The organism is Spirosoma endophyticum (assembly GCF_900112365.1).
GTDB lineage: Bacteria > Bacteroidota > Bacteroidia > Cytophagales > Spirosomataceae > Spirosoma > Spirosoma endophyticum.
In genome coordinates, this window is the sequence record NZ_FOLQ01000002.1 from 517,724 (window position 1) to 542,097 (window position 24,374).

Annotated in this window: 19 protein-coding genes; 10 read left to right on the forward strand and 9 right to left on the reverse strand. The window is 49.8% G+C overall.

What is annotated here, in order from left to right; genetic code table 11:
• Nucleotides 1–2 precede the first annotated feature (2 nt).
• Nucleotides 3–317 carry a hypothetical protein gene (locus BM202_RS07160; protein ID WP_093824431.1) on the reverse strand — a complete coding sequence of 105 codons (315 nt, stop codon included), beginning with the start codon at nt 315–317 and terminating at the stop codon, nt 3–5.
• Nucleotides 318–604: 287 nt separating this feature from the next.
• Between BM202_RS07160 and BM202_RS07165 the strand changes: the two genes are divergently transcribed.
• The 3 genes from BM202_RS07165 to BM202_RS07175 all read left to right on the forward strand — a co-directional run bounded on the left by BM202_RS07165 (nt 605) and on the right by BM202_RS07175 (nt 6,565).
• Nucleotides 605–1,453, forward strand: coding sequence for an NHL repeat-containing protein (locus tag BM202_RS07165; protein WP_093824432.1), 849 nt, complete (start codon nt 605–607; stop codon nt 1,451–1,453).
• Nucleotides 1,454–1,821: 368 nt separating this feature from the next.
• Nucleotides 1,822–3,072: an SGNH/GDSL hydrolase family protein gene (locus BM202_RS07170; protein WP_093824434.1), complete on the forward strand. Its 1,251-nt coding sequence runs from the start codon at nt 1,822–1,824 to the stop codon at nt 3,070–3,072.
• A 10-nt stretch (nt 3,073–3,082) separates the two neighbouring features.
• Nucleotides 3,083–6,565: a PVC-type heme-binding CxxCH protein gene (locus tag BM202_RS07175; RefSeq protein WP_245776552.1), complete on the forward strand. Its 3,483-nt coding sequence runs from the start codon at nt 3,083–3,085 to the stop codon at nt 6,563–6,565.
• 21 nt (nt 6,566–6,586) lie between these two features.
• On the opposite strand, the gene BM202_RS07180 is transcribed toward BM202_RS07175, so the two are convergent.
• Entirely contained in the window at nt 6,587–7,855 is a 1,269-nt protein-coding gene (locus tag BM202_RS07180) for a hypothetical protein (protein WP_093824438.1), read from the reverse strand.
• Between the two features lie 105 nt (nt 7,856–7,960).
• Between BM202_RS07180 and BM202_RS07185 the strand changes: the two genes are divergently transcribed.
• The 6 genes from BM202_RS07185 to BM202_RS07205 all read left to right on the forward strand — a co-directional run bounded on the left by BM202_RS07185 (nt 7,961) and on the right by BM202_RS07205 (nt 16,253).
• Complete coding sequence (locus tag BM202_RS07185; protein WP_093824439.1) at nt 7,961–10,423, forward strand: ABC transporter permease; 2,463 nt, start codon at nt 7,961–7,963, stop codon at nt 10,421–10,423.
• A gap of 334 nt (nt 10,424–10,757) precedes the next feature.
• Complete coding sequence (locus BM202_RS07190; protein WP_093824441.1) at nt 10,758–12,152, forward strand: glucuronyl esterase domain-containing protein; 1,395 nt, start codon at nt 10,758–10,760, stop codon at nt 12,150–12,152.
• Between the two features lie 32 nt (nt 12,153–12,184).
• On the forward strand, nt 12,185–12,268 hold the full coding sequence (locus BM202_RS39030; RefSeq protein WP_143100670.1) for a hypothetical protein: 84 nt from the start codon (nt 12,185–12,187) through the stop codon (nt 12,266–12,268).
• 49 nt (nt 12,269–12,317) lie between these two features.
• Nucleotides 12,318–12,962, forward strand: a complete 645-nt coding sequence (locus tag BM202_RS07195) for an HAD-IA family hydrolase (RefSeq protein ID WP_093824443.1) — start codon at nt 12,318–12,320, stop codon at nt 12,960–12,962.
• A gap of 280 nt (nt 12,963–13,242) precedes the next feature.
• Entirely contained in the window at nt 13,243–13,581 is a 339-nt protein-coding gene (locus tag BM202_RS07200; protein WP_093824445.1) for a PadR family transcriptional regulator, read from the forward strand.
• Nucleotides 13,578–16,253: an ABC transporter permease gene (locus tag BM202_RS07205; protein WP_218160524.1), complete on the forward strand. Its 2,676-nt coding sequence runs from the start codon at nt 13,578–13,580 to the stop codon at nt 16,251–16,253. Before BM202_RS07200 ends, BM202_RS07205 begins: the two co-directional genes overlap by 4 nt.
• A gap of 30 nt (nt 16,254–16,283) precedes the next feature.
• On the opposite strand, the gene BM202_RS07210 is transcribed toward BM202_RS07205, so the two are convergent.
• The 7 genes from BM202_RS07210 to BM202_RS07240 all read right to left on the reverse strand — a co-directional run bounded on the left by BM202_RS07210 (nt 16,284) and on the right by BM202_RS07240 (nt 23,293).
• Entirely contained in the window at nt 16,284–16,850 is a 567-nt protein-coding gene (locus BM202_RS07210) for a DUF4256 domain-containing protein (protein WP_093825169.1), read from the reverse strand.
• 137 nt (nt 16,851–16,987) lie between these two features.
• Nucleotides 16,988–17,470, reverse strand: a complete 483-nt coding sequence (locus tag BM202_RS07215; protein ID WP_093824447.1) for an SRPBCC family protein — start codon at nt 17,468–17,470, stop codon at nt 16,988–16,990.
• Nucleotides 17,471–17,476: 6 nt separating this feature from the next.
• Nucleotides 17,477–17,800, reverse strand: coding sequence for an ArsR/SmtB family transcription factor (locus BM202_RS07220; RefSeq protein ID WP_093824448.1), 324 nt, complete (start codon nt 17,798–17,800; stop codon nt 17,477–17,479).
• Nucleotides 17,801–18,094: 294 nt separating this feature from the next.
• On the reverse strand, nt 18,095–18,748 hold the full coding sequence (locus BM202_RS07225; RefSeq protein WP_245776553.1) for a response regulator: 654 nt from the start codon (nt 18,746–18,748) through the stop codon (nt 18,095–18,097).
• Between the two features lie 10 nt (nt 18,749–18,758).
• Nucleotides 18,759–21,254: a ligand-binding sensor domain-containing protein gene (locus tag BM202_RS07230; protein ID WP_245776593.1), complete on the reverse strand. Its 2,496-nt coding sequence runs from the start codon at nt 21,252–21,254 to the stop codon at nt 18,759–18,761.
• A 126-nt stretch (nt 21,255–21,380) separates the two neighbouring features.
• A complete protein-coding gene (locus tag BM202_RS07235; RefSeq protein ID WP_093824452.1) occupies nt 21,381–21,791 on the reverse strand; it encodes a ligand-binding sensor domain-containing protein in 411 nt (136 codons plus the stop codon).
• A 353-nt stretch (nt 21,792–22,144) separates the two neighbouring features.
• Nucleotides 22,145–23,293, reverse strand: coding sequence for an aldose epimerase family protein (locus BM202_RS07240; RefSeq protein WP_093824454.1), 1,149 nt, complete (start codon nt 23,291–23,293; stop codon nt 22,145–22,147).
• A 172-nt stretch (nt 23,294–23,465) separates the two neighbouring features.
• Between BM202_RS07240 and BM202_RS07245 the strand changes: the two genes are divergently transcribed.
• Entirely contained in the window at nt 23,466–24,368 is a 903-nt protein-coding gene (locus tag BM202_RS07245) for a histone deacetylase family protein (RefSeq protein ID WP_093825173.1), read from the forward strand.
• Nucleotides 24,369–24,374 lie beyond the last annotated feature (6 nt).

Here is a 24,374-nt window from a genome sequence, read left to right on the forward strand (position 1 = left end):
GGTTACAAGAGCCGTACGACGGCTAAATCGCTGGTTATCTTGAAATAGCCACGATCCAGAAAGCTCACAATTGCCTTTAGTTTCGCTTCAAAAGGCGTTTGCCCATAGGACACCGCGCCCACCCCAACGATATGAACATTGGCCTGCCCCGCCCGGCCCCTTGCCTGTGTAAGTAGGGTCTCGGGCTTATAGGGACAGGCAACGTAGGTATCGCAGAGGGCTGCATAGGCTGCCAGAATACGGTCACAATCAGTTTCGGCGAGAAAGTCGATGCCGTGTCGGGGAAGCTGGTTCTGGAGTTCCTGGATTGGGTTCATGAGTGCAAGCTACCGATTTCGCTTATACGTCTGACTTGGTTTACCTGTACAATCACGCTGGTTGTTGACTTTAGCTACAGGAGAAACGTAGCGAAATTTCTCATGGCTGTAGGGCGTCAGCGGACCTGTTTGTAAAACGATTGGGTCGACCAAAACTTATTGCCGGGACATAAACCCGGCAGTAAGGATAGCAGAGAATAATTGACGGAAATTATTTACATTGGCCGGGTATTACAGACCCGTATTAAGGGTCTGCTTTTCATTCATACGTCTAAACCTTCCAACCAATGGGAAAATCAGTCTCCGTCGCATTATTTAGTTTTTTAGTCAGTCTACTCCCTTCTGTCAAGGCACAAACAATCGATTTAAAACCAGTTTGGGAATCCGATACAACACTACGTACACCCGAATGTGTGCTCGTTGAGCCGGGCAAAAAAGTTATATACGTAGCCTGTATCAATGGAGGCCCGGCCTTAGAAAACAAAGGTAGTTTTATCGCCAAAGTTGGGCAGGATGGTAAGGTGATTAAGTTAAAATTCACCGAAAACCTTAATTCGACGAAAGGGATGGGTATTCTGGGCGACAAACTGTATGTCACCGAAATGACTCAGGTCGCGGAAATCGCACTGGCTACCGGAAAGATACTCAACCGGTACCCGATCGAAGGCGCGAAATTCCTGAATGATATCGCTGTCGATACCAAAAAAGGAGTTATTTATATTACCGATTCGAATGACAGCAAAGTCTGGGCCTTAACCGGCGGGAAAACCAGCCTTGTTTTAGGCGGTGATCCGCTGAAGGGTACCAATGGTCTTTTTGTTGAAAATGATCAATTATTGATCGGAAACGGCGATGGCTCCCTGCTTTCTATGGACATCGCCACGAAGAAACTGAACACGATCGCCAAAGTGTCTGGCGGTATTGACGGTATCGTAGCTTTGGGAAACAAGAAATACATTGTGACCGAATGGGGCGGGAAGATCTGGTACATCAAAGCCGATGGTACTACCGAACTGAAAATGGATAGCACAAAAGAGAAAATCAACACAGCTGACATTGGTTATGATTCAACTACCCAGATGCTGTTCGTTCCTACCTTTTTCCATAACACCGTAAAAGCTTATTCCCTTAAGTAAGTAGCATTTTTTAAGCTAAATCTGTAAGGATTCGTCAAGCCTTAAGGGTTAATAATCATCGATTAAAAAGCTCGGTTTCAAAGAATTTAAGTGTTGGAATACTTGATTGGAAGGCAACCAAAAGGGCATGAATTGTTTCGTAATTCATGCCCTTTTGGTTGCCTTTCTGGGTGATTGATCAACCCCCGAAATACTTCTTTGCCTTTGAGTAGGTAAGCCATACCTGTCACAGGCTGATTCGGTCAGGTACTTAGTTTGGAATGGTCCAATTGCCTGCTTTCGAACAGGATTGAGTAAATCAGGTTTTGTGGAAACTTTCTCTGGTATACCCTTCAGGTAGTGAGTTTTGATTTGGGAAAAGTACCAGCATGAGACAGCGTACCGTAGTAGTCCTAATTTATAGTTTATTCGCATTTCTTTGTCTTCCTTACGGATTGGCAGTTGCGCAGACGAAGCCTCAATCTGTTGCCGAATCACCTACTTCTTCCTTTGTTCTTAAGAATGGAGATCGGGTGGTTTTTCTGGGAAATTCACTGTTCGAAAATGATTTTCAGTACGGTTATCTGGAACTGGCCCTGACAACCCGCTGGCCCGACCGGGATGTTACGTATCGCAACCTGGGCTGGACCGGCGATAATGTTTTTGGCGTGGCACGGGGCAGCATTACGAATCCGCCCACCCCCTATGAACTGCTCATGGAACACCTCACGAAAGCCAAGCCAACCGTTGTTTTTCTGGCGTATGGGGGCATCGAAGCGCAGGAAGGAGAGGCCGGTCTTCCTGCTTTCAAAGAAGGATTAACGAAATTGCTCGACAAAATTGACCAGCTTGGGGCAAAAGCCATTCTGTTGTCACCCATTCCGATCCTGTCCGCCGATTCTGCCGAAAGCCTGACAAAACGGAATGCCATGCTGGAACGGTATGCGGCCACGATAGCAAAAACGGCTACGGAACGTAGTACACCCTATATTGATATCTTCAAACCGATACAGGAAATCAACCGGAAAGGAGCATTAACGGAAAACGGCATTCACCTGAATGAAACGGGTTATTATTACCTGACCACCATCCTGGAAAAAGGACTGGGATTACCGCCACGAACCGAGCCGGTTGCGATAACGGTTTCCAAAGCCACCGTGGAGGCAGCAGCCCCGGCCAAAATGCTGGATTCCGCAGCGAATTCGGCCAGCCTGAAATTCACGATCCATGAACGCTATCTCCCGCTCCCGTTGCCTATAGAAGAATTCGGACGAACAATTCCTGGGCAGATCGTTAAAATAAGCGGTTTGAAAAAAGGATTTTACCGACTCACAGCCGACAATTCGGAGGTGATCACCGCATCGGCAAAACAGTGGGAGGAGGGCGTCGAAATCAGGCAAGGGCCCTCTTTCGAGCAGGTTCATGAGGTGCGTCAGATGATTTTGAAAAAGAATGAGTTGTTTTTCTTTCAATATCGACCGATGAATACGACCTACATTCTGGGCATGCGCGCCCATGAGCAAGGCCGGCATGTGAAGGGGCTTGAAGAGCAAAGTATCCTTATAAAATGGCTGGAAGGGCAGATTGCCGTAAACCGCACGCCCGTCTCAAGAGTATACCAACTTACCCTTCTGAAGTAACATGAACGTCATGAAAACGAGCTGGCCGCTGAAGTTCCTTCGTAGACTGATCATTATCCCTGTCATCCTGCTTATTACGTCCTCGGTCAATCAGGATAACGCAAAAGACGATCCTGATCCAGATGTGAAGCGTGAACTGGCGTCCTTTAAAGTCGCGGATGGATTCGAAGTAACCCTGTTTGCGGCTGAACCACTGGTGGCCAAACCCATCCAGATGAACTGGGATGCCGACGGTCGGCTGTGGGTGGTGAGCAGTACGGCCTATCCGCACCTGAAGACAGGCGAGCAGGCAAACGACAAGATTTTTGTGCTGGAAGATACCGACGGCGATGGTAAGGCCGATAAATCGACCATTTTTGCCGAAGGCCTGATAACGCCCACCGGCATCCTGCCGGGTGATGGCGGGGTATACGTAGCAAATTCCACCGAAATCCTGCATTTCGCCGACACGGATGGCGATGGTAAGGCCGATAAAAAGCGTCGGATATTAAACGGTTTTGGCACCGCCGATACCCACCACCTCATTCATACCTTTCGCTGGGGCCCCGAAGGATTGCTTTACTTTAACCAAGCCATCTACACATACAGCCACGTTGAAACGCCCGCCGGTATCAAACGGCTGGAAGGGGGCGGTGTCTGGCAGTTAAATCCTAAAAAGCTCGAACTGGATATTTACGCCAAAGGATTGACCAATCCGTGGGGGTTACAATTCGATCGCTGGGGGCAATCGTTCCTGACCGATGGTGCCGGTTTTGAAGGGATTAATTACGCATTTCCGGGTGCTACGTTTCTCAACTCGCCGGGTGCCGCCCGAATTCTCCGGGGATTGAATCCGGGGCAACCCAAACACAGCGGGCTGGACGTAGTGTCGGGTCGGCATCTGCCCGAATCCTGGCAGGGGAGTGTCATTACCAACGATTTTCGGGCCAATCGGATCAATCGGTTCAAGCTGGAAGAACAGGGGAGCGGCTATGCATCCAAACAGGCCGAAGACTTATTGTGGACCGATCATGTCGCGTTTCGTCCCGTCGATATTTCCGTCGGGCCGGATGGCGCTATTTATGTCGCCGACTGGTACAACCCCATCATTCAGCATGGGGAAGTCGATTTTCATGATCCACGCCGGGATCATGAGCATGGTCGTATCTGGCGGATTGTTGCCAAAAACCGGCCGTTGGTTAAAAAGCCGCAATTAAGTAAAGCCAGTGTCAGCGAACTTCTGGAAGCTCTGAAGGTGCCCGAGGCCTGGACCCGTACGCAGGCTAAACAGATGCTGAAAGCCCGTGGCGCCAACGAGGTGATACCGGTACTTCAGAAATGGGTGCAGAATCTGGATAAAAAGGAGGCTGACTACGAACACCATTTGCTGGAAGCGCTCTGGGTCTATCAAACGCTTGAGGTAGTGAATGAACCGCTTCTCCTGCAACTTTTGAACGCCGAAAATCACAAAGCCCGGGCCGCTGCGTTGCGGGCGCTTGACTTATGGTATCCCAAGCTTACCAACGTACCAGCTCTGCTTACAAAGGCGGTGGCCGACAAGCACCCTCAGGTGCGTATGGAAGCCGTGATTGCGCTGCGGAAAGTAAAAACGGCCGAGGCTGCCCGAATGGCGTTGACTGTGTTGGAAAATCCGATGGATGAGTTTCTGGATTATGCCCTGTGGCAGACCGTTCGTGAGCTGGAACCGTTCTGGATGGCGCGGCTAAAGGCCGAACCCAACTTTCTGGGCAATTCGAATAAAACCGTTTTTGCGCTGAAGTCAGTGAGTAATCCAACGGCGGTTTCCCGGCTGGCTCAGTTGTATCAACAGGATCAGGTTCCCGAAGAATACCAGAAAGACGTACTGGGTTCGGTGAGTAAATTCGGAAGTGCCGCCGATTTGACGATCATTTTTGACAAAGCCATTCAGGAGAACTCTAAGTCAGCGAAGCAGTTGGCCAGTCAGTTGAATGCACTGGAAGAAGCCGCCCGACGAGGGGTGAAACCGGGTGGCGATCTTGGTCGGATTACGCGTTTTATTGATAGTGAAGACGACGCTATCGCCACAAACGCTATCCGGCTAATTGGTTTATGGGGACTGAACGAACAGAACGGAACGTTGGTCAGCCTGGCTCAAAAAGAGGATAAGAGTAAGCGAAAAGCGGCCTTAGGCGCACTCGCTACGTTGCATACCGATCAGGCCCAAAAGTCCCTGATTGACATGACGGGTGCGAAAAATCCAGCTGATCTGCGATTAGCAGCAGCTTCCCAGCTGGTGGCCGTAAATGTGGCTGGAGCAGCCAAAATCGGGGGTGATCTCCTGCGGACTCTACCGCCCCAAACCAACGTATCGGAACTGTTTCAGGCATTTTTAGCCAACAAGCAGGGGACACGGGCGCTTGCCGACGAGCTGGCCGTCAAAAAAATACCGGAAAACAGGGCTAAAGAAGGTCGGCAGATCGTGCAGCGCAACGTACCCTACAATCGACGTAACGGGGAAGACGCCAAGCTACTGACACAGGCGCTGGAAGCGTCCGGTGGCGTTCTGCTTCCGGAAAAAATGCCTCAGGAACTGACGGATCAGGAGATCAGCAGCCTGGCGAAAACAATCAAAGAAACCGCCGATCCGGTTAAAGGAGAACGCCTGTTTCGAAGAAGCACCCTTGCTTGCCTCACGTGCCACGCTATTGGCGGAGCTGGCGGACGTATCGGCCCCGATTTGAGTAGCCTTGGAACGAGTTCACCAGCCGAAACCATCATCCGGTCCGTTCTCTATCCAAATCTGTCCATCAAAGAGGGGTTCGAACTTCAGCGTGTCGCGAAAAAAGATGGTAGCGAATTAATGGGTTACCTGGTCAGTAACGGCACGTCCGACATTGTACTGCGTGATGTTGGCGGGATGGAGGTTTCCATTCCCAAAAGTCAGATCAACGTCATTGAAAAAGTGCCCGGTTCGCTGATGCCCCCCGGATTAACGGCCAGTTTAGATAAAGAGGAGTTTAGTAACCTGATCGGTTTCCTGTCGAAACTAGGCGAATCGGGGAAATTTCGCGTGCCTACAACCCGGTTTGTACGTCGCTGGACGGTCGCTTCGGGCAACAAGGAACTGACTCGAAGAATCGGAACTGAGGGGCCAGGCTACGTCGCTAAGGATAACGCAAAGGTGCCCTGGCAACCCGAATATAGCAAAGTGTCCGGCGACCTGCCCCTGGACGAATTGCCGATTATTGACGCGAATGCAGACAAGCGATATAGCTTCGTTCGGTTCGAGATTGAAGTGGTCAGCAAAGGGAATGTAAATCTGGTCATCAACTCAACGGCCGGTTTAAGCGCCTGGGCAGGCACAAAGTTACTCAAACTCACCGATCGGGGCGTCGTGGCCGATTTTTCGCCAGGTGTTCATGCCATCACGGTGGCCATTGACAGAACGCTACGTAAGGATGGGCCACTTAGCATTCAACTCCTGGATGCGGAGAGTTCACCGGCTCAAACAAGGCTTGTCATTGGGCGGTAGGATAGACGTATGAGCAATGCATTAAAAAGACTGGAATACTAACGTATCGTTCTTTTGTAGATTGATATTTCTCACGGCGCCCGTCCCCCTAAAGCCGTAGGCAATGCCCACGATATTAATTTTCTTTTTGGGGAGGGGCGCTTCATAGGCTAATTCACCATTGATGCGATAAGCCAGTTTTTGCCCATCACTTTTGCAGGATACGTTTATCCAGTTGGAGAAATCAACGCCAAACCTGGACAAATCAGCCTTTTTTCCGGAAATCATAGTGGCCCCATTGAGAAGCATAAGCTCCGATACACAACCCTTCGTGGAAAGTGGTATCGAAATGGGCATTCCGTCAGTTATCAGTTCGATCCAGGTTTGCTGGCAGGCAGCCGCGCCCTCGCCATATTCATTTTTCAGGTCACAGCTAAACGAGAAATCGGTTAAGGGAACGGGGTCGAAATTGCCGACATTGCAGTACTTAATCAGAGGGACCTGAGGCTGTAATAGCACATTTTTCTGCTGAATTTCGGCAACGGGTAGCCGCATCATGTCCGGCCCGATGAACTCAGATGGCTTGAGGTAAACAGGTATCGGTTTCGAGTCAATAGTGCCAAGCCAGCCATTGGTCGGAATCAGCAGGGAGTGCTCCTGAACAACCTGTTTGCCGATGATCAGTTTAGCCCGATAATAGCCTGGTTCATAATAAATAGACGTATACGTTTGCCCATTTTTATCCACCAGGGTTCGTAAGCGCGGGTCCCACGATTGTTGAATGTAAACCGAGTCGGTAGGGGAGGCTGTAGCATTATAGGTAAAAATGACCGAGTTAGGAATGCCGCGGGTCAGCGGTTTGCTGCTAAAACTATACTGGTTTACGTTTAGTTGAGGCTGCTTCTGGTCAAATGCAACAATACCGATCACGACAATGGCGATAACAATGCCCGCTATCCCACTAATTTTCAGCCAGTTGATGGATAATTTAATGGGTTTCGCAGGTAAACGCTCAACAAAATTAGGTGGCAAATCACTACGTACCTGTGGCTTGCTGAACGTTCGCCAATCCGGGTAGCCCGCAAATTGCGCCAGTGTGTTCAAGGTCGTATTGCTGGGCAAATGCTGGTAGTCGACCCGGCCCCAGATCCGGCGTAACGTACTGGCACTCAGTGAAACCCCTGTCTCTTCCAGAATACGTTGCTGGAGATTATCGAAATCGACACTTGTCCAGGATTCGCTCATTCCCCAGTCGAGTTTTTGTTCAATCAGCTTTTTGCACCTGAGCAAATCGGTCGAATTGGAAATCATTGTAAATCAGAGTGGTATAACTTGAAAAAACTTGATCGGCAAATGAATTGCAAGGTAGTACGCGATGGGTTTAGGTTTACTTCTTTCCGCCAATAAATCCCTGTCATGTTACGAAACTACCTCACTATTGTCCTGCGCAATTTCCGGCGTCAGAAAGGGTTTACCCTGCTCAATATTACGGGTTTAGCCATTGGGCTGGCCAGCGTAACGCTTATCTATCTGTTTATTATCGATGAACAGGATTTTGATCGTTTTCACCCCGATTCCGATAACCTCTATGTACTGGGGACGCATCGGAAGGTAAATGGCGAAGAAGGGACGTCAGCTTACGCAGCGGGTGCCTGGCAGGAAGCACTTCAACGCCGTTTCCCGGAGATTATTGGCGGAACGCAATTGATCTCGATGGGCTATCCGGCTTCGTTCTGGGACCGAAAAACGGATAAAATTCTACTATCGGAGAATGCGTTTTGGGTCAATCCCGACTTTAATACGGTCTTTTATTTTCCCTTGGTATATGGTGATCCCCTAACGGTGTTCAAGAAGCCCAACGGGATTGTACTCAGTGCAACCATTGCCCGGCAGTTTTTCGGAGAGCAGAATCCCGTTGGTAAAACGCTGGAAATTAGCCATATCTATGCAACCGATAACAAGTACGTTCCGCTGACGGTAACGGGTGTACTTGAGGACTATCCGGCGAATTCGCACATCCAGCCCGACTACCTGATAAGTACCGGCATGCTACGTTCGATGATGACGGCCAACAATACAAACTGGCTGGAGAATTGGGGAGCCGGGGATGGTTGGTTTCTGACGTATCTGCACACAACGCCAAATGCCGACGTCGGGAAAATAAGTCGATTGTTTAATCAGGTCGTACAGGCCAATCTCCCTAAAGATCCTACACGCCAGATCGAGCCAGCAATTATGCCATTAAGCGGTGTTCATTTCAATCAGGCGCTTCGATCCAGCTATAACAACAGCCGGATTGGTGATAAAAAGTACCTCTACATTTTTGCGTCGACCGCGCTGCTCGTGATCATCATTGCCAGCATTAATTACATGAATCTGGCAACGGCCCGTGCCGTTCGGCGAGCGAAGGAAATTGGCCTACGCAAGGTGCTGGGGAGCAACCGGCTTCAGTTGGTTTTACAATTTCTGGGCGAATCCCTAATCACTACGTTCCTGGCGCTACTGGTTGCGCTGGTGTTGGTCATTGTGCTGTTGCCGTTGTTTAACGTCATTGCGGGCAAGCATTTTACGCTGGCTCATCTGGTGCAGGGAAAACTGATCGGCGTTACGTTGGGCACTACGTTGCTGGTTGGTCTGCTGTCGGGCAGTTACCCCGCGCTGTATTTATCGGGTCTGCTGCCCATCAGTGTGCTGAAAAATAACCGATTCACCAGCCGTAGTTCCGACTGGCTTCGGAAAGGGCTGGTTGTGTTGCAATACACCATCACGATTCTGTTGATTGTCTCGACCGGTATCATGATGAAGCAGATGAATTTTATTCATGACTCAACCTTAAGCCGAAGTGGCGATCAGTTGCTTTCGATTCGGTGGTCGGGCATGGCTTCGCTGGATAAATACCGATCCCTAAAGCAGCGTATTCTGGAAGATCCTGAAATAGAAGTTGTCACGATGGCGAATCACTTGCCCAATCAGGATTACTTTGGCTCGCTGGATCACGACGTTACGTTCCCGCAACTCGGCAATCAGTCGTACGCATGGGCCGGTATGCGCGGTGACTACGACCTTCCGCAGGCGTTCAATCTGGAATTACTCGCCGGTCGAAAATTCATTAGAAATAATCCAGCCGATTCCAGCGCCTATTTACTCAACGAAAGTGCGATTAAATCGTTGGGGTTGCCATTGGACAGGGTGCTGGGTATGCGCCTGACGATCAAGCGGCCTTATGAGCAACCGAATCAGAAAAAGGAAGGAACCGTAATCGGCGTTGTCCGTGATTTTCCCTTTCGGTCGATCCATCATACGATTTCTCCTTTGGCCATCAGCGCCCGTCCTGATCCCGAAGACCGGATTATGTACGTGAAATTGCCAGCGGGTAAGTTTCAGGAAAAGATAGCAGAGGTCGAGAAAAAGTGGAAGCAGGTGCTGCCCGGTGTTGGCTACGACCACTGGTTTATGAGCGAGGAGTTTGGACGGATGTATGAAGGTGAAAACCGGATGTCGGGTCTGTTCAACGCGTTTTCGCTCCTGTCTATTCTGATTGCCTGTCTGGGGTTGTTCGGTCTGTCGGCGTATCTGGCCGAACGACGTACCAAAGAGATCGGTATCCGCAAAGTGATGGGGGCTTCCCTGCTCCAGATTCTCCGGCTGCTGTTTACACCCTTTCTCAAGTTGCTGGCCGTGGCTTGTATGATAGCCCTGCCGCTGGGCTGGTTTACGATGCACCGGTGGCTCGAAGATTTCACGTATCGGGTACCTATCGACGCGTTCGTTTTCCTGGTCGGCATCTTGCTGGTTTTCCTGCTGACAGCCGTTGTCGTTAGCTATGAAACGGTACGAGCCGCGCTGACGAACCCGCTGAACTCAATACGACAGGAATAGAGAGCGGTTTTTTCGCCACGATTAACGGTGATGTTGACCCCTGTTTTTGCAGATGAGGGGGCTGGTATAAGCTGGCAAGGTCAGAAAAATAAGGATAAACGGAAGGTAGCGATAAACCATGTGTAAGGACGAATTGACGTGGCATGTACGTTGACTTTCCTAAGAAATAAATCTACTAATAATTAGATTGGGGTAAGAAAATGCATTTTAGAGCTAATGCGTCGCTGCTGAAACGAATGTTCGTCATTGGCTACCTTTGTTTCTAACGGGCCTCCGACGATTTAGTAGTACCGGCGACATAAATGCCACCCTTTACCGATCAACTGTTTGCCATATGAAAAAGACCGGTTATCTCCTGATCATGTACGTCATAGCTAGCCTGACGGCTGTCGCTCAGGATCAGGATTCGACGAGAAAGGCTTTTATGGCGGCTCAGGCCGTTATTCAAAAGCAATCGGCAGACGACCATGCCAGGATGCTGGAGCAATTGCATATTACCTCGCTACGTCCCGGTCCGTCGGGAAATCCGAGTGCGCCAAATGCGGCCAATGTCGATGAAGCGCAGGCAACACCTTATACTAGCTTGCCTGACCCATTGACGCTGAAAAATGGCAGGAAAGTAACCACGGCCAGGCAGTGGTGGAATGAACGACGGCCTGAAATTGTCGAAGATTTCGATCGGGAAATGTACGGACGCGTGCCAAAGAACGTACCGAAGGTAACCTGGAAAGTGATCAGCGAAACGAAAGAAATGAACGGCGATTTTCCGGTTATTACCAAAAATCTGGTCGGTCATGTCGACAATTCGGCCTATCCGTCAATCGACGTGGCTATTGAGCTGACGCTCTCTACACCCGCTAATGCGACCAGTGCCGTACCCGTTATGATGAGTTATGGCTTCCGGTTTCCGCCCGGCTTCCGGATGCCAGCCCCAACAACCGCTACGTCGGGTACAGCTGCACAAGCAGCCAGGCCTGAACCTACCTGGCAGCAGCAACTGTTAGCCAAAGGCTGGGGCTATGCGATTCTATATCCGACCAGTTATCAGGCAGATAATGGTGCGGGATTGACAAAAGGCATCATTGGTCTGGTTAACAAAGGGCAACCGCGCAAACCCGACGATTGGGGCGCCTTGCGAGCTTGGGCCTGGGGGGCCAGCCGGGCGATGGATTATTTTGAGACCGACAAAGCGGTAAATGCCAAAAAAGTAGGTATCGAAGGATTGTCTCGTTATGGCAAAGCAACTATCGTGACGATGGCGTATGAGCCCCGTTTAGCCATCGCTTTCGTGGGTTCGTCGGGCGAAGGTGGCGTTAAAATTCACCGCCGTAAATTCGGTGAGCAGGTCGAGAACGTAGCCTCTTCGGCTGAATACCATTGGATGGCGGGAAATTTTATTAAATATGCTGGTCCATTGACACCGAATGATTTACCCGTCGATGCGCATGAGTTGGTAGCCCTTTGTGCGCCACGGCCGGTCTTTATCAGCTCGGGGTCGCCTAAAGTGGAGGGCAACTGGGTCGATGCCAAAGGTATGTTTTTGGGTGGCGCTTATGCCGGACCGGTCTACAAACTTCTGGGTAAAAAAGACCTGGGAACCCTGGAGTTTCCACCTATCGAAACCGCCCTGGTTGATGGCGACATTGCGTTCCGACAGCACAGCGGTGGGCACACAACAGGACCCAACTGGCCAACCTTCCTGCGTTACGCAGACCGCTATTTTAAATAATGCTACGTGCTGGAGAGATCTAAGTTGGTTGGTTGCCGGCTGCATACATCGCTAGTTATCTGGGTATTACCAGAGAAACGCTGAGCCGGTATCGGGGGAAATTAAGAACAAGCTGATAGCTTATTTTTGCGTAAGAAAATAGACGACAGGCAACCCATCGACACCATGGACTACAAGCTGATTATTTTCGATTTCGACGGTACATTGGCCGACTCGTTTCCGTATTTTCTGAGGACCATAAATACCCTGGCCACTACGTATAATTTCCCCACAATCAACACCGAAGACGTTGAGCAATTGCGGGGGCTCGACGCCCGGCAGATGATGAAACGCGCCAACCTGCCAGCCTGGAAAATCCCACTTATTGCCCGCTCCTTTATTCGCTTAATGGCTAGAGATATCGATCAGATTCGGCTATTTGACGGTATCCCCAAACTGCTGAAAACGTTAGCCGATCGGGGCATTAAGCTGGCTATTGTCAGCTCGAACAGTGAGGAGAATATTCGTCGGATACTGGGTGCTGAAAGTGCATCTCTGATAACGTATTACGGCTGTGGTACGTCGCTGTTTGGCAAGCAGCATAAATTCAAAAAAGCGATGGACAGGAGTCGTGTTACACCAGCCGAAACGCTCTGCGTGGGTGATGAAGTCCGGGATATCGAAGCGGCCAGAGAAGCGACTGCGGCCGCGGGAGCGGTAGCCTGGGGATACACCCGGCCTGATGTGTGGGAAGCCTACACAGATATTACCGTTTTCAGTACCCCGGACGATATTGCAAGAGCAGTGCCAGGCTATAAAACAGCCCAATGACATATTGATTAAGGATAGTTTTGCCTTGACATTCGTCATCTCAGGCTGCTGGGCATTCTTCAAATAGACTTTACGAAACCTCCTGTATCGTTCTTCCTGATCGTCCTGAATCGTACAGAATATGTCCGTAAATGGACAAATACCTGCCTATCTATTCGCTGAAAATCCGGCTTACACAGCTTAAACGCCTTTTTGAGGAGTTGGCAATCTATTTGCTATACAAAAGAGGAATATATCCAGGTTATCTGGCATAGACCGCAGGTTACTACCCCGTTTAGTTATGAAAGGCACGCAATTAGGGGAATTTGAGGAGATCATTCTGCTGACCATCGCGCTGCTCTACGATGATGCCTATAGCGTGGCCGTCGTGGAAGAGCTGGGCCAACGGTTGGAGCGACCCATGAGCCTGGGAGCTGTTCACCGGACGATGCAGCGACTTGAAGAAAAGGGACTGGTACACTCGCGGTTCGGCGAGTCGACTGCCGAGCGGGGAGGCCGACGCAAACGATTGTTTACCGTAACGGCTGCCGGGGAGGAGGTGTTGCAGGAATCCCGACGGATACGTAACAATCTGTGGGCTGATATTCCAAAAGCGGCTTTTGGAGGGAGCGTAGCATGAACCGCAAATCAATTTTTCCCCAGCACAAACCACCCCGGTGGGCGCAACGTCTGCTGGAACGAATCACGGCTCCGCACCTGCGGGAAGAGATTCAGGGCGATATGGATGAGTTGTTCGACAAACGAGGCCAGCGTAGTGGTTACGCCAAAGCCCGACTGTTATACGTAGTGGATTTGCTTCTGCTGCTGCATCCCCGGCTCTGGCGACGAGAGCCCGCTCGCATGGGCAAGCTTCGGCATTCTAAATTCAATGACATTCCTAAATCCTTTCTCCATCCTGATATGATCCGCAATTATTTAAAAATCGCTGTACGTAATCTAGTCAAAAACAAATCCTATTCAGCCATTAATATTGGCGGATTAGCTGTTGGGATGGCCGTGGCCATGTTGATTGGTATCTGGATTAACGATGAAGTATCGGCCAACGAGCACCATAAAAACTACGAAACGATTTATGAAGTAAAAATGCATCAAACCTTCGATGGTCATCGCGGAACACAGGATGCGTTACCGTTTCCTATTGGCGAGGAATTGAAGGCTAACTATCCTGACTTTAAGGCGGTAGTCATGTATGACCGGGGAGATGGTCATCGTTCGCTGATCGTTGGGGCTCAAAAATTCCTTAAATACGGGCTTTACATTGGCGAAGATGCCATCGATATGTTTTCATTGACTATCCTGAATGGGGATAAAAACCCATTGAAGGAGCCGTATTCGATTGTACTGACGGATGAAACGGCCCATGCTCTTTTCGGCAATCAGGACCCTATCGGTAAGACCCTCAAACTGGATAATACAACGGATTTAAAAGTAACGGCTGTTGTTGCCCGCCAACCGACTAATGCGACGCTTCAATTTGATTACCTACTTCCCTGGCAGTTACAGGAAAAGATTTATGACTGGGTCGTGAAATACCACAAAACGAATTGGGGAAACAACTCCTGGGGAGCTTTCGTACAGCTTAAAGAGGGCATCGACCCCGCGCAAACCAACGCGAAAATAAAAGACATGGTGTTAACGCATTTGTCGAACGATCCCAACATAAGAAAAAGCATAAAGCCCGAAGTATTTCTGCATCCCATGGCGAAATGGCGACTCTATTCTGAGTTTACCGAAGGTGAAAATACGGGTGGTTTTATTAAATATGTGCGCCTGTTTGGCATTTTCGGGGCCTTTATTCTGGTAATTGCCTGTATCAACTTCATGAATCTTAGCACGGCACGTAGCGAAAAACGAGCCAAGGAAGTAGGTGTTCGGAAAGCCGTTGGCTCAGGCCGCAAGCAACTGATTGGACAGTTTTTGAGTGAGTCGACCCTGATTGCTGCTTTGGCCTTACTGCTGGCATTGGGTCTTGTCATGCCTTCGCTGCCTTATTTCAATACGCTTACCGAGAAAACGATGACCATCGAGTTTGGTAATCCCGTTTTTTGGAGTGTTGTAGTCATCTTCACGCTATTCACCGGCTTATTAGCGGGCAGTTATCCGGCGCTTTATTTGTCGTCATTCAATCCCGTGACGATCCTGAAAGGGGGTGTTCATGTCGGAAAAAGTGCGTCGCTGCCTCGGAAAATCCTGGTCGTCGTTCAATTTACATTCTCCGTTGTGCTGATGATTGGTACGATCATCATTTATCAGCAGATACAGTACGGCAAAAACCGACCGGCTGGTTTTACCAACAAAGGCCTCATTTCTATAAATTCTTCCAGCCATTTAGTCACTCATTTCGAAGCCCTTCGGGCCGAATTACTCGCTACGGGTGCCGTATCATCTATTTGTCAATCCAATTCACCACCTACTCAAATTTGGAGCAGCAATAGTGGCTGGGAATGGAAGGGGTCAACCCCTGAAGATAAATCGGCTGTTTTCACAACTATTACCACCAATTACGACTACATCAAAACAATAGGCATCAGGCTTAAAGAAGGACGAGATTTTTCCAGAGACTTTACCACTGATTCGTTGGGTGTACTTGTGAATGAATCGGCCGTCAAACGCATGGGGTTGAAACACCCGGTTGGTGAGAAACTAAGATGGGCCGGGAAAGATCGAACCGTTGTTGGGGTAGTCCCCGACCTCGTCATGGATTCGCCTTACCAGGCCATCCGCCCGTTAACAATCGTGTTCGAAAATTGGACAGCTTTCCTCAACGTACGGATCAATCCAGCGGTAGCACCCTCCGTCGCCATCCAAAAAATTAGACCAATTTTTGATAAATTCAATCCTGGTTTTCCGTTCGATTACAAATTTGCTGACACGGAGTATAACAAAAAATTCTACTACGAAGAACTCATTGGTAATCTTTCGGCCATTGTTTCGGTACTGGCCATTTTCATCTCGTGCCTGGGCTTGTTTGGACTGGCCTCATTCATGGCCGAACAACGAACCAAAGAAATTGGCATCCGCAAAGTATTAGGTGCCAGCGTAGCCAATGTGTGGGCATTACTCTCAAAAGATTTCGTTCAACTCGTCATTATTTCCTGTTTAGTCGCTTCGCCTGTTGCCTGGTACGCCATGAATAAATGGCTGGAAAGCTATACGTATAAAATAAGTATTGGAGCTGGCGTATTTTTAGTAGTGCTCATTGCGGCCTTGCTAATAACCTTATTAACAATTAGTTATCAGGCATTCAAGGCCGCTTTACTAAACCCAGTCAAGAGTTTGAAGAGCGAATAAATTATGCGGGCCAGGGCTTTCGGGTGCTATTTAGATACGTAAAGAGCCACGGAAGCCCCTGGCTGCATAGTAAGAGTCGGCACCGTTGTGATATACGAAGACCGTGCCGTAGCGGAAATCACCAAAGAGGGCACCGCCGAGTTGTCTGATAGCCGCCGGGGTTAAGAGCCAGCTCGACGTTTTCGCATCGAAATTGCCAAGTTTCTGCAGCTCCCGATAGTGCTCTTCCGTTAAAAGCTCAATGCCCATGGCAGCCGCCATATCCATAACGGTATCTGCCGGTTTATTTTCTTTCCTTGCCTCCAGCGCTGCACGGTCATAACAAGCACTTCGGCGGCCTTTGGGACTTTCCGCTGAGCAATCATAAAAAATGTAGTCACCCGTCTGTTCATCATGGCCAACAACATCCGGTTCACCACCCGTTTGTTCCATTGCGTTGAGCGACCATAGTTTGCCGGTATTAGCTTCCAGCTTTGCCTGCACGTTAGCCCAGTCAAGCCCTTTATGGCGGTTCATGTTTTTCTCAAAACGGGTTTTCAATACGCTGAGTAATGCTTCCTGTTGCTCTGGCGCCAACTCTTTTTTAGTACTGTTCATGTCGTTCATAGTTTTATAGTGGCTTTACTGAACTGGTCATTAACCTTTTTTACACTGGATAATTTACTCCTCCACTTGTTAGAGTACCTGATGCAAGCCGAAGCGTAGAAATCCAGCAGATAACTTGTCAAATAGCGTTAGTTTAATTTGCTAACTACGTCCTGCAATCGGTTGTGGGCCATATTTAGGCCTTGAGCGAAGGGTAATCGTAGCATCTGGTCTCTGAGGGCGACGGATTTATACACAATTTGCATCCTGAGTTTGCTGGTGTGGTCAGTAAGTTTTTCGAATTCTAAAAATTCAAGCTGGACGGCAAATTGGATCGTCGAACCGGGCGTGCTCTCCATTTCAAATGTTCGGGTGATTTTGTGATTCGGAACAAACTCGTGGATCACCCCATTGGCCCGAAATACTACGTTTCCGGCAGCATCTGTTGTTTCATACTGCCAACTACCATGCTTTTTGCTGTCGAGTTTCAGTACGTTCGTCCCCATCCATTGTGCAACAATGTCGGGCTCTGCATGCGCTTTAAACAGCAATTCCAGGGGCAAATCAAATTCCCTGGTAATCACTAATTCCTGTCTGCCGTCCTCAGCACTAATTTTTGTTTTTTGTCCCATACGGTTCTACTTCTCTGATTGGTAGTTCTTCATCAGGGTTTCCAGTTTATTGAATCGATCATCCCACATGTTGCGGAATGGTTCGATAAAGTCAGCCACTTCTTTCATTTTCCTGGCGCTGATGTGATAATAAATTTCCCGGCCGTTTTGCTCCTGTTCCAGCAATTCGCACTTAGTGAGTATTTGCAGATGTTTGGAAACGGTCGGTCTGGCGGTGTCGAAGTTGGCCGCTATGGCACCGGCTGTCATGGCTTGTGAGGCAAGCAGGAGCAGTATCGCCCGTCTTGTCGGGTCAGCAATGGCTTGAAATACGTCTCGTCTTAAATTCATTGCGTAGTCATTTGACTACAAATGTACGTGTAGCCAAATGACTACGCAAATTTTTCCAAGATTTTAAAGTAACCCTATTTCACGCAGGTTGGTAGAAAGTTATTGGATTATTGACCTTCAGTTGTGTGTGTCTACTACCAGTCACTCTATTGAGGATTTCTTAGGAAAAATATACAGCTGATTTCACTACGTTGCCAGCGTGCTGTTAACCTATTTTTCGTTTGATCACAAACGGCATGGCCAGCAACGTAATGGCGCACACAAGGGGCAGATCACGTCTTCCGTTCGCATGCCCTACACCAACCCCTCGCGCATGGCTTTCAGGATGGCTTCGGTTTTGGAGTTAACCTGCAATTTGTCGTAAATGTGGCGGATGTGTGAGCGGACTGTGTCGATGCTGATGTGCAGATCGTCAGCGATGAGTTTGTAGCTGTAACCCGCTACCAATCCCTTGATAATATCCAGTTCACGGCCCGATAGTTTGTAATCCTCCCGGTCGGGTTGCGGGACGGCTTTTTGTCGTAACTGGAAGAATTGAAGCACTTTACGAGCGATATTGGCCGTCATGGGTGACCCACCCCGATGAATGTCGAAAACAGCCGCTACAATCTCCGACGGGGGGGTATGTTTGAGCAGGTAGCCGCTTGCGCCGTTACGAATGGCCTGAAAAATCTTCTCGTCATTGTCGAACACAGTCAACATGAGCACCTGCGTTTGGGGCGAGGTCGCTTTCACGATGGGCACGGCGTCGATACCACTCAGGCCGGGTAGGTCAATGTCCATCAGCACGACATTGGGACGTAGCGTTTGCAGTTCGTGGCGAATGTTGCTACAGTCGCCGAAGGCACCAAGCAGGTCCAGCCCCGGCGTCGCCTGAAACAGGTACGTAATGCCTTCGCGCAGGTCGCGGTTGTCTTCGTAATAAATAATTTTGATCGTGTCTATCATGGTTTTGCCCTCAAACCTTCATGGTTAACTCAATTTTTGTCCCCTGTTCCGTGGCTGACGTTAGGGTCAATTGCCCTTTGATTTCCTTCGCTCGTTTTTGCAGATTGGGCAGACCATTACCGGTTCGCACGGTTGCTGCATCAAAACCACGGCCGTTGTCCAGAATCACTAATCGAAGCTGCTTGCCTGTTACGTTCAGGCCAACCTCGATCCGCGATGCTTCGGCGTACTTGACGGCATTGTTGAGACTTTCCTTAAAAATCAGGTACAGATTCCGGCGCTGCTCGACGTTCAGGCGCAGGCTGTCGAACGAGTCGGACACCTGCATCTGAAACTGAATAGTTTTCGCTTCGGCCATCTTCAAGCCGAACTCGCGCATTCGAGTCACTACGTCCGCCAGGCTATCATTTTTCGTCTGAATCGTCCAGATTATGTCCTGCATGGATTCCGATAGGGTCGTGGCGCTCGTGCTGATACGTTGCAGGACGGGCACGGCCTCGGGTCGAACGGGCGCAATCTGTTGTTGCACTACGTCGCTGAAGATACGGATGCTGCTAAGCGTTGAGCCCATATCGTCGTGCAGATCAGCCGCGATCCGGTCGCGAATCCGTTCAAGCCGCCGACGTTGCCCTTGCCGGTACCTGTAAATGGCATACAAGACAGCCGCCACAAGTGCGATGCACAACACCTGAAACCAGCCTGTTTGCCAGTAAGAGGGCACAACACGAAAGTCCAGGGTAGCGCCCGTCTGGTTCCAGACGCCATCATTGTTTGCTGCTTTCACACGAAACGTATAATGGCCCGGTTCGAGATTTGTATACGTAGCGGTGCGATGATCAGACGATACCCAGTCGTTGTCAAAACCGACCAACTGATAAGCGTAGCTGTTCTTTTCTGGCTGACTGAAATTAAGGGCGGCAAACTCGATTGTCAGGGTAGTTTCGCTCGGCTGGAGATCCAGGGGTTCACCTAGTGGACGTGATACGTTATTTACGTTTAACCCCGTAATAACCACCGGTGGCGGTGTCCTGTTACGGCGTAAATCATTCGGCTGTACATAGTTAAATCCCCCCGGATAGCCGATAAAAAGTTCACCTTGCCGATTCATCGTGAGTTCGCCCGGAATAAATACCATTTTTTCGATCAATCCGCTGCCTTTGTCGTAATACGTAAACTGTCCAGTTTTAGGCGTAAGCTCGTGTAACCGGTCGTCCGTAGCCATCCAGATATGACCAGACCGATCTTCGGTGATACCGAAAATATGTTCAGCTTGCAGGCCATTGGTCAGCGTGTAGGTGTGTTGAATGCGGCCAGTCGTGTCGGCACAGGCCACGAAACCAATACCAGACGTCCACAGATGATCGGCACGATCAATAGAAAACGTGCTGTGTATCCGATCGGTAGGCTGTATCGGTGCCCCATGCAACACAATATGACGGGTTTGTCCACGGGTTGGATCGAGACAATACAAACCCAGGCCCGTTAATACCCAGATACGTCCGCGGCTGTCCTCCTGAATACGTCGCACGAAGCCAAGACCGGCCGGAACAGGCAGCGGCCAGGGCCGAATTTGATCCGCAGCTGGGTCATAGTAGAACAGCCCGTCGTGCTCGGAACCAAGCCAGATACGCCCCCGATGGTCGGCATACGTAACCGATATAGCCTGTCGCTCGCGGTTGGGCAGGAAGTCGTGAATGAATTCGGTTTGGCCCGTGGCAGGATCGTACCGCCCGACTCCCTGCGGCATACCAACCCAAACGCGCCCCCGGTTATCCTGCACCGCACTGATCGCGTCGTAGGCAGCACCGTGTGAAGCCTGATTCATTGAAATCGGTTGAAGCTCGCCCGTCAGTCGATTCCAGCAAAACAGACCGGCTCCACGCACGGCGAGCCAGTAGCGGTTGTCATCGCGCCGATCCTGTCGCACGACCGTCACGAACGTTTTCTGGGTATTACCCGTCGCTGGCGCTAAAAGTTCACGCCCGAATTTGATCGCGTAGGGGTCTACCTTTTCCAGACCACGATTTGTACCAATCCACAAAATACCCGTTTGCGTATCCCGGTAAAAACTGATCGCAACACCACCGTTGTAGCTAAACCGATCGTTGGGAAGGCGGCTGAAGTTTATCGGCTGTTTCGTGGCTGGTACGTAGGCAGCCAGCCCCGTTGGCCCACCACCCATCCACCAGAATGGCTGACCGTCAGGCAAATTGTCAGGTTGTAGGTTATGAATTGATGGTTGAGGCAGGGGAGTATAGCGCGTAAACTGGTCTAACCGGGCGTCGAAACGAAATACGCCATGATCTGTAGTTATCAATAACAGTCCCTTCTCTTTTTCGTGCAACCCATGCAACTGCATCAATGAATCGACACGGCCGTTTGTAGTTGCCAGCGTGGGCTTATAACGGCCAGTTGTCGGTTCAAAACGGTATAAATGACCAGCCTGATTTACCCAGAAACGGCCATTCTGATCGAAATACGGCTCGGCGTAGGCATTGTCGATCACAGCAGGCAACGGGAAAGCCGTTAGCCGGAGTGTACGCGGATCAAGACGATAGAGTTTATATTTCGACGAAAACCAGCCAAAGCCCTGCCTGTCGAAACGTAGTGGAGACGTATAATCGTTATCGGCCTACCCGTCGCGTTGTGTGGGTGTGGGGATGAGCTGGAACCGCTCCCGAATGGGGTCAAACCGGTAGAGTCCCCGGTTGGTGGCGACCCACAGAAAACCTTTCTTATCTTCGGTCAGTCCATTATCAACGATATAACTACCAATCATGCCGCCCGGCCCGTTCTGCCGTCGATAGGTTTTAAACGTCAACCCATCGAAGCGGCTCAGGCCATTCGTCGTGCCAACCCATAAAAACCCGCGCCGATCTTTGAGAATGGCCGTTACGTAGTCGCTGGGCAACCCCTGGTCGGTCGTGAAGTGCTCAAATGAGGGCGTGGGTAATTGCGCCAACGGGCTGACCGCTGGTAGCAGCCAGATCGCGATCGCTGTCAGCCGCCGTTGCCATCTCCTGGATTTTGAAACAAAACTCATTACCCAAAGATACAATGGCCGCGGCCCGCTTTGCAACGGCTTCTGGATCGCATAAAGATGCTACGTTGTTACCCGTTTCTAATCCGTCCGGTATTTGTCAATAAGCTTAAAAAGTGATTGTAGCCCGTGCTTTATTATTTAACAAATAACCTGCGAACCATCATGACGCAGGCCACAAAGAGCATAATATTCACAAAAAGGCCGAAATAATGACTTGTTGGATCATCCCGATAGGTCGTTACTACGTAACAGATCGCCATCATACAGGCTACCCAAAAAAGTACCTGAGCCCACTTTCCTATAGTCATTGCACGATTTCGTTTGCTGGTTTATCGTTGGACCTGATGGCTACGTTACTTGACGGAGAACTTATAAATAGTCGTCGTTTGATAGGCTTTACCGGGACGTAGCACTGTACTCGGGAAGTTAGGATGGTTGGGGGAATCGGGAAAATGCTGCGTTTCCAGGCAAAGACCAAAACGACGCCGAAACTGGACGCCATTCTTGCCAACCAGGTTATTCGACAGGTGATTCCCCGTATAAAGCTGTACGGCTGGCTCCGTGGTGTACATTTCCATAAAACGCCCACTGGTTGGTTCATAGACTGTAGCGCCAAGCTTTAGGGCCGATGAGGTGTCTGTAAACACGAAGCAATGATCGTACCCACTGCCGTAGCGAATTTGGACATCGGTGGTGTCGTTGATATGGGCACCAACAACCGTTGGTTTATTGAAGTCAAAAACCGTTCCGGCCACGGGCTTCAATTCCCCCGTTGGAATTTGTTCGTCGTTCGTTGGCAGGTAGTTCGACGCCCGAATCATTACCTCATTATTCAGGATGTCGTCCTTCATGCCGCTTAGATTAAAGTAGGCATGGTTCGTTAAATTGATAACCGTTGCCTTATCGGTCGTTGCGTGGTAATCGATACGTAAGGCATTGTCTTTCTGGAGGGTATATTTAACGTCTACGGATAAATTGCCCGGATACCCTTCTTCACCATCTTTCGAGAGGTAGGTCAGCACCACCGCAGGTTCATTTCCATCAACAGTTTTAGCAGTCCAGAGTTGTTTGTCGAATCCTTTCGGCCCACCGTGGATATGGTTTTTCCGATTGTTGGTAGCCAGCGTATACTCCTGTCCATCGAGCGTAAATTTCCCTTTCGCAATGCGATTCCCGTACCGACCGACAATCGGCCCGAAATTCGGCGTTCCTTTCAGATATTCAGCAAAGGTTGTCATGCCTAGTGTAACTTCTTCCTGCTTGCCAGCCTTGTTGGGAGCGGTACACGAAACAATATAACCCCCGTAGTTTGTGATCTGTACGGTCATGCCTGCCGCATTTTTAAGGGTGAACAGATCAGCCGTACGCCCATCAGGAAACGTACCGAACAACGTTTTTTCGATACCCGCTTTCTGGGTTGGTATGGGTGAATTCGCGTGAGAAGAAGGCATACTAATACTGAGTAATAACAGGCTAAGTGAGATGAATACGGGGAATTTCATAGAAGGACAAAGTTGATTGGATGAGGCTGGTAAAACGGATTCCGCATCCGCTCCAACGTAGTGGTGAAGGTCTTCATCTCGTAGTAAAGGCATTTTACGGAAAATTCTAATCAACCCGGTTTGGTAACACAAACGGACGAAGACCCGTTAAGAGAAATGAATGGCTTACCCTATGCTTCAGATTGCATTTTCGCCGGTATATCGGCTCCGATTACCCGAAGGGCACCGATTCCCGATGCTCAAATATGAATTAATTCATGAACAGTTACTCTACGAAGGTACGTGCACCGAGGCTAATTTTTTCGCACCCGCTCCGGTTAATGATCGTTGGGTGTTGGGTGTTCATACCGACAGCTACGTTCAAGCGCTAAAAACCGGAACCGTCGATGCGAAAATGATGCGCCGGATTGGCTTTCCGCTCACACCTGAACTGATTGAGCGCGAATGGATTATCACTCAGGGTACTATTGACTGCACGCAGATTGCCTACCGTGACGGTGTTGCCATGAACATTGCGGGTGGCACGCACCACGCCTATCCCGATCGGGGCGAGGGTTTCTGTATGTTGAATGACGTGGGCGTAGCGGCTCATTACCTGCTCGAAACCCGGCAGGCGCAGAAAATTCTGGTCATTGATTTAGATGTTCATCAGGGCAACGGCACGGCGGTCATGTTTCAGCAGGCACCGCGGGTCTTTACATTCAGTATGCACGGCCGAGACAATTATCCGCTTAAAAAAGAACAGTCCGACCTCGACATTGATTTCCCCTCCGGCACTGCCGACGAGCTTTATCTAAACACACTCTACGATACGTTACCCAATCTAATACGTAGCGAACAGCCCGACTTCCTGTTCTACGTATCGGGGGTGGATATTCTGGCATCGGACCGCCTGGGTAAGTTGAGTGTCAGTCGGGAGGGCTGTCGGCAGCGGGACGTATTTGTTTTCGAGCAGGCGATCAAAAACGGTTTACCCATTGCCGTTTCGATGGGGGGCGGTTATTCGCCCCGCCTGACCGACATTGTTGAAGCCCATTGCAATACGTTCCGGGCAGCGGCTGATCTTTTCTTCTGAGGGATT